Genomic DNA, 6,000 nt, shown 5'->3' with positions numbered 1-6,000 from the left:
CCCTGATGCCCGACCTGGTCTGGGCGGGCGAGGCCCCGGACTGCCGCCTCCTCGAGCTGCCCGGCACGCCCCGCCACCTCCGCCAGGCACTCCCGAAACACCCGCACGGCCGGCGACGCCAGCTGCGCCTCGCGCTGGGCGGTGAAGATCGTGCGGCGGGGCGTGCCGGGCAGCTCGAGGAGGCGGCAGTCCGGGGCCTCGCCCGCCCAGACCAGGTCGGGCATCAGGGCGACGGCGTGGCCGGAGGCGGCGAGTCGGATCTGCGCCTGCAGGTCGGCGGTCTCGAAGCGGACGTCCGGCTCGAAGCCCGCGACCCGGCAGGTCTGCTCGGCGAAGTGGCGGCTCGCGGTGCCGCGCGGCTCCATCACCCAGGCGGAGTCGCGGGCCGAGGCGAGGTCGACGACGGCGGAGTCGCGGCTCACGGCGAGGCGGATCGCGTCGGTCGTCAGGTCGCTGCGCACCAGTCCGGGCAGCCAGGAGGTCGAGTGGCTGGGGTACTGCTCGGCGACGACGAGGTCGAACTCCCGCGCCCACGACGTCTCGTGCAGCGCACCCTCGGGCTCGCGCTGCACCATCTCGACGCGCACCTCGGGGAAGCGGTCGGCGACGGCCCGGAGCGCACCCGGCATGAGCGCGAGCGCGGCCGACTGGAACACCGCGACCCGCACCCGCCCGGTCACCGACTCCCCCGAGGCCGCGAGCGCCGCCTCCGCCCGCTCGAGCAGGGCCATCACCTCTCCGGCCGCCTCGACCAGGATCTCGGCCTGGGGTGTGAGCTGCACGCGCCGGCCCGCCTTCCGCAGCAGCTCGACGCCGGCCTCGCGCTCGAGCACGGCGAGCTGCTGCGAGACGGCGGAGGGACTGTAGGCGAGGGCCTCGGCCGCGGCGGCGAGAGTGCCGCGGATGGCCACCTCGCGGAGCAGGACCAGGCGGCGGACATCGAGCACGGCGTCTCTCCGATCGTTCAGCTGAGCTGACCGGTACCGGTAAGGAACGGTCGCTTCTGCTCAACGGTAGTCGGTCGAATACTGAAGGCACCCACCTCAGAGCAGAAGGACCGCACCATGACGGATCTCGCCAGCCCCGCTCTCGCCACCGGCCCCGCGGCCGACGGTCCGTCCGCCGATTCGATCGATCCCCGCCTGGTCGACGAGAGCGTCGCCCTGGTGCGGCGCTGGCTGCGCGAGGCGTCCGCGATCCCGATCGACGCCTCCGGGGCGCAGCTGGCGGGCGTGCTGAAGGACCCGGCCGGCCTGGACTTCACGGTCGGCTTCGTCGACGGCGTCGTCCGCCCCGAGGACACCCGCGTCGCGGCGGCGGCGCTGAAGGCGATCGCGGGCAACGTGCCGTCCTTCCTCCCGGCTCCGATGCGCGGCGCGGTCGCCCTCGGCGGCGTCATGGCGCCGCACCTCCCGGACGTCGTGGTGCCGATCGCGCGCCGGGTGCTGCGACGGATGGTCGGCCACCTGATCATCGACGCGACCGACTCGCGCCTGGGCCCGGCCATCGCCGCGATCCGCCGCGACGGCGTCCGGCTCAACATGAACCTGCTCGGCGAGGCCGTCCTCGGCCGCGAGGAGGCCCACCGCCGCCTGGAGGGGACGCACCGGCTCCTCGCCCGCGACGACGTCGACTACGTCTCGATCAAGGTCTCCTCGAGCACTGCCCCGCACAACCCGTGGGCCTTCGACGCCGCGGTCGACGACATCGTCGAGGAGCTGGCGCCGCTGTTCGCCCGGGCCGCCGCCTCCTCGCCGCAGAAGTTCATCAACCTCGACATGGAGGAGTACAAGGACCTCGACCTCACCATCGCGGTCTTCACCCGCATCCTCGACCGGCCGGAGTTCCTCGGCCTCGAGGCCGGCATCGTGCTGCAGGCCTACCTGCCGGACGCGCTCTCGGCGATGATCCGCCTGCAGGAGTGGAGCGCCGCCCGCCGGGCCCGCGGCGGCGCCGGCATCAAGGTGCGCCTGGTGAAGGGCGCGAACCTGCCGATGGAGCAGGTCGAGGCCTCGGTCCACGGCTGGCCGCTGGCGACCTGGAGCAGCAAGCAGGACTCCGACACGAACTACAAGCGCGTCGTCGACTACGCGCTGCACCCGGAGCGGATCCGCAACGTGCGGGTCGGCGTCGCCGGGCACAACCTCTTCGACGTCGCGTACTCGTGGCTGCTCGCCGGCACCCGCGGCGTCCGCGAGGGGATCGAGTACGAGATGCTCCTCGGCATGGCCCAGGGCCAAGCGGAGGCGGTGCGCCGCACGGTCGGCTCGCTCCTGCTCTACACGCCGGTCGTCGCGCCGGCCGAGTTCGACGTGGCGATCGCCTACCTGATCCGCCGGCTGGAGGAGGGCGCGTCGAGCCAGAACTTCATGTCGGCCGTCTTCGAGCTCGAGGCCGACCCGGCGCTCTTCGCGCGGGAGGAGGAGCGGTTCCGCGCCTCCGTCGCCGCCCTCGACGGGGCCGTCCCCCCGGCGCACCGCGTGCCCGACCGGTTCGCCGCGAGCGGCCGTCCGGGACCGGGCGACTTCCGCAGCACCCCCGACACCGACCCGTCCGTCGCCGCGAACCGCGAGTGGGCGCAGGCGATCCTCGCGCGCGTCCCCTCCTCCCGGGCCGGCGCCGACGCGATCGAGGCCGCCACGATCGGCACCCTCGACGAGCTGGAGTCGGTGCTCTCCGGCGCCCGCGGCAGCGGCTGGAGCGACGTCCCGGCCGAGGAGCGCGCCCGCATCCTGCACCGCGCGGGCGACGAGCTGGAGGCGCGCCGCGCCGAGCTGCTCGAGGTCATGGCGGCCGAGGGCGGCAAGACCCTCGACCAGGGCGACCCCGAGGTCTCGGAGGCCGTGGACTTCGCCCACTACTACGCCGAGCGCGCCCTCGAGCTCGACGCGGTCGACGGCGCCCGCTTCCACCCGGCCGCGCTGACCCTGGTCGCTCCGCCGTGGAACTTCCCGGTCGCGATCCCGGCGGGCGGCGTCCTCGCGGCGCTCGCGGCCGGCTCCGCCGTGGTGCTCAAGCCCGCCGGACCGACCGCGCGCTGCGGCGCCGTGGTGGCCGAGGCGCTGTGGGCGGCGGGCGTGCCCAGCGAGGCCCTGCGCCTGCTCCGCCTGCCGGAGGAGGAGCTGGGGCGCGACCTGATCGCCTCCCCGCAGGTCGACCGGGTGATCCTCACCGGCGCCTACGAGACGGCAGAGCTGTTCCGCTCCTTCCGGAACGACCTCCCGCTGCTCGCCGAGACGAGCGGCAAGAACGCGATCGTGGTCACCCCCTCGGCCGACCTCGACCTGGCGGTGAAGGACGTGGTGGCGAGCGCCTTCGGGCACGCGGGCCAGAAGTGCTCCGCCGCCTCGCTCGTCGTGCTGGTGGGCTCCGTCGCGCGCTCGAAGCGGTTCCGCGCGCAGCTGCTCGACGCGGTCTCCTCCCTCACGGTCGGCTACCCGACCGACCCCGCGACGCGGATGGGGCCGGTGATCGAACCCGCCGAGGGCAAGCTGCTGCGCGGCCTGACCGTGCTCGGCGCCGGTGAGACCTGGCTGCTGCAGCCGCGGAGCCTCGACGACTCCGGACGCCTGTGGAGCCCCGGCGTCCGCGACGGCGTGCGCCGCGGGTCCGAGTTCCACCGCACCGAGTACTTCGGGCCGATCCTCGGGATCATGACGGCGGCGACCCTCGACGAGGCGATCGCGATCGTCAACGAGGTCGACTACGGGCTCACCTCGGGCCTGCACGCGCTCGACCCGGAGGAGATCGGCACCTGGCTCGACGGGATCGAGGCGGGCAACCTCTACGTGAACCGCGGGATCACCGGGGCGATCGTGCAGCGCCAGCCGTTCGGCGGCTGGAAGAAGTCGGCGGTCGGCCCGGGCACCAAGGCGGGCGGGCCGGACTACCTGCTCGGCCTGGGCTCCTGGACCGCGGCGCCGTCGGAGGCTACCGCTCCGGTCGTCGGACCGGCCGCCCGCCTGCTCGCCGCGTCGCGCGCGGAGCTCCCGGCGGAGGAGCACGCCGCGGTGGAGCGGACGGCGCGCAGCTGCGCGGCGGCGCGGGCCGCGAGCGCTCCTCGCGACGTGACGGGGCTGGAGGCGGAGCGCAACGTCTTCCGCCGCCTGCCCTACGACTCCGCCGTGCTGGTGCGTTTGGCCGCCGGGGAGCCGCTGGGCTCGCTCGTGCGGGTGGCCGTCGCGGCGGCGACCGCGCAGGCACGGGTGGTCGTCTCGAGCGCCGTGGCGCTGCCTCCGCAGCTCGCCGCCGGTCTCGACGAGGCGGCCGGCGCCGTCGTGGTCGAGGACGACGCGGCGTGGGAGGCGCGGGTGCGCGCCCACGGCGCCGGACGGGTGCGCCTGCTGGGCGCCTCCGCCGCGACGGTGACGGCCGTGACGGGCGGGCGCCCCGACCTCGCGGTCTACGCCGGCCCGGCGACCGAGGCGGGCCGGCTGGAGCTGCTGCCGTTCCTCCGCGAGCAGGCCGTGTCGATCACGGCCCACCGCTTCGGCACGCCGGACCACCTCACGGACGGGCTGCTCTGACCGGCGTGATCCGACCGGCGTGATCCGACCGGCGCGGTCCGACCGGCGTGATCCGACCGCCTGCCACGAGGTGCCGCTCCGGTACGCCCGCTCCGGCGTGTCGCTACCGGAGCGGCGTCTCGCGGAGAGGGCGACGGAGGGACGACCGGGCGGAGAGGGATCAGCCGCAGGCCGCACGTCAGTCCGCGTCAGCTCCGCGGCGGGTCCGCAGGGGTGGAGCGCGCGTCGTTGCTGGCGCGCGGGCCCTCCGGGAGGAGCGCGGCGCGTCCCACGCCCGATCGACGGCGGCGGCCGGGGTCAGCAGGATGTGCGCATGACCCGCCAGGAGAACGGCCGGCGCACCGCCGCGCCCGCCCGCGCGCCACGCACGCGCCCGACCGTCGGCTCCGCCTTCGACCCGCGGTCGAACAGCATCAACGCCCTGCGGCTCGGGCTGGCGGTCCTCGTCATCGTGTCGCACTCCTTCCCCCTCGGCGGCTACGGCGACGACCCCGGGTTCGGAGGCTCGACCCTCGGCGCCTGGGCGGTCGGCGGGTTCTTCGCCACCTCCGGCTTCCTGATCACCGCGAGCCGGCTGCGCTCGCGATCGCTGGTCGACTTCCTCTGGCGGCGCTTCCTCCGCATCTATCCCGCCTTCCTCGTCTCGCTCCTGGTCGTGGCCTTCGTCGCCGCACCGCTCGCGTCGCTCCTCCTCGGAGCCGGCGAGTACAGCGCGGCCGGGGCGGTGCGCTTCGTGGTCGCCAATGCGGCCCTCTACATCCGGGAGTACGGCATCGCGGGGATGCTCGGCTCCGTGCCCTACCCGGGCGCGTGGAACGGCTCGCTCTGGAGCCTGTTCTACGAGTTCGTCAGCTACGTCGTGATCGGCCTGCTCGTCTCCCTGGCGCCCGCGCGCTGGGTGCGCCCCCTCGTGGTCGCGGGATTCGCGGGCCTCACCCTCGTCGCGGCGGTGCTCGCGACGGACCTCGTCCCGTTCCCGGCGCCCCTCAACCAGACGGTGACGCTCGTCGGGTACTTCCTCGCCGGCGCGCTCGTGCACCTGTACCGCGACCGCCTCCCCCTGACGGGCGCGCTCACCGCTGCCGCGGCCGTGCTGCTCGTCCTCGTGATCGCGGCCGGCCTCTACCGCGTGCTCGCCGGCCTCCCCCTCGCCTATCTGATGGTCGCGCTCGGCGCCCGGCTCCCCCTGCGTCGAGTGGGCGCGACCCACGACGTCTCCTACGGGATGTACATCTACGCGTTCCCCGTGCAGCAGCTGCTCTCGCTGGCGATCGTCGGAGCCGGAGCCGACGTGCCGCTCTGGGCGTACATCGCGCTCTCGGTCGCAGCGACGGTCCCCCTCGCGTGGGCGAGCTGGCTGCTGGTCGAGCGCCCCGCGATGCGGCTGAAGCGCCTCACCGCCCGGGCTCCCGTCGACGTCGAGGGCCACGTCCTGCGCTGAGGCGCCGAGCCGAGAGCCCGGAGCCGCGACCCT

General features: G+C 74.9%; 3 protein-coding genes. 2 read left to right on the top strand and 1 reads right to left on the bottom strand.

Annotation, left to right across the window (positions count from 1 at the left end):
• Positions 1–947: LysR family transcriptional regulator (locus tag C5D04_RS07225; protein ID WP_104347477.1), on the bottom strand; the 947-nt coding region annotated here is incomplete at its 3' end.
• A gap of 117 nt (positions 948–1,064) precedes the next feature.
• Here C5D04_RS07225 and C5D04_RS07220 point away from each other — a divergent pair.
• Together C5D04_RS07220 and C5D04_RS07215 are read left to right on the top strand one after the other, a co-directional pair.
• On the top strand, positions 1,065–4,526 hold the full coding sequence (locus C5D04_RS07220; protein ID WP_104347476.1) for a bifunctional proline dehydrogenase/L-glutamate gamma-semialdehyde dehydrogenase: 3,462 nt from the start codon (positions 1,065–1,067) through the stop codon (positions 4,524–4,526).
• A gap of 313 nt (positions 4,527–4,839) precedes the next feature.
• Positions 4,840–5,967, top strand: a complete 1,128-nt coding sequence (locus C5D04_RS07215; protein WP_104251019.1) for an acyltransferase — start codon at positions 4,840–4,842, stop codon at positions 5,965–5,967.
• The last annotated feature ends 33 nt before the right edge of the window (positions 5,968–6,000 follow it).

It is taken from the genome of Rathayibacter sp. AY1D2, from assembly GCF_002932695.1.
Classification (GTDB): Bacteria; Actinomycetota; Actinomycetes; order Actinomycetales; family Microbacteriaceae; genus Rathayibacter.
The sequence above is the reverse complement of the archived record's forward strand: the minus strand, read 5'-3'. Positions and strand labels throughout refer to the sequence as shown.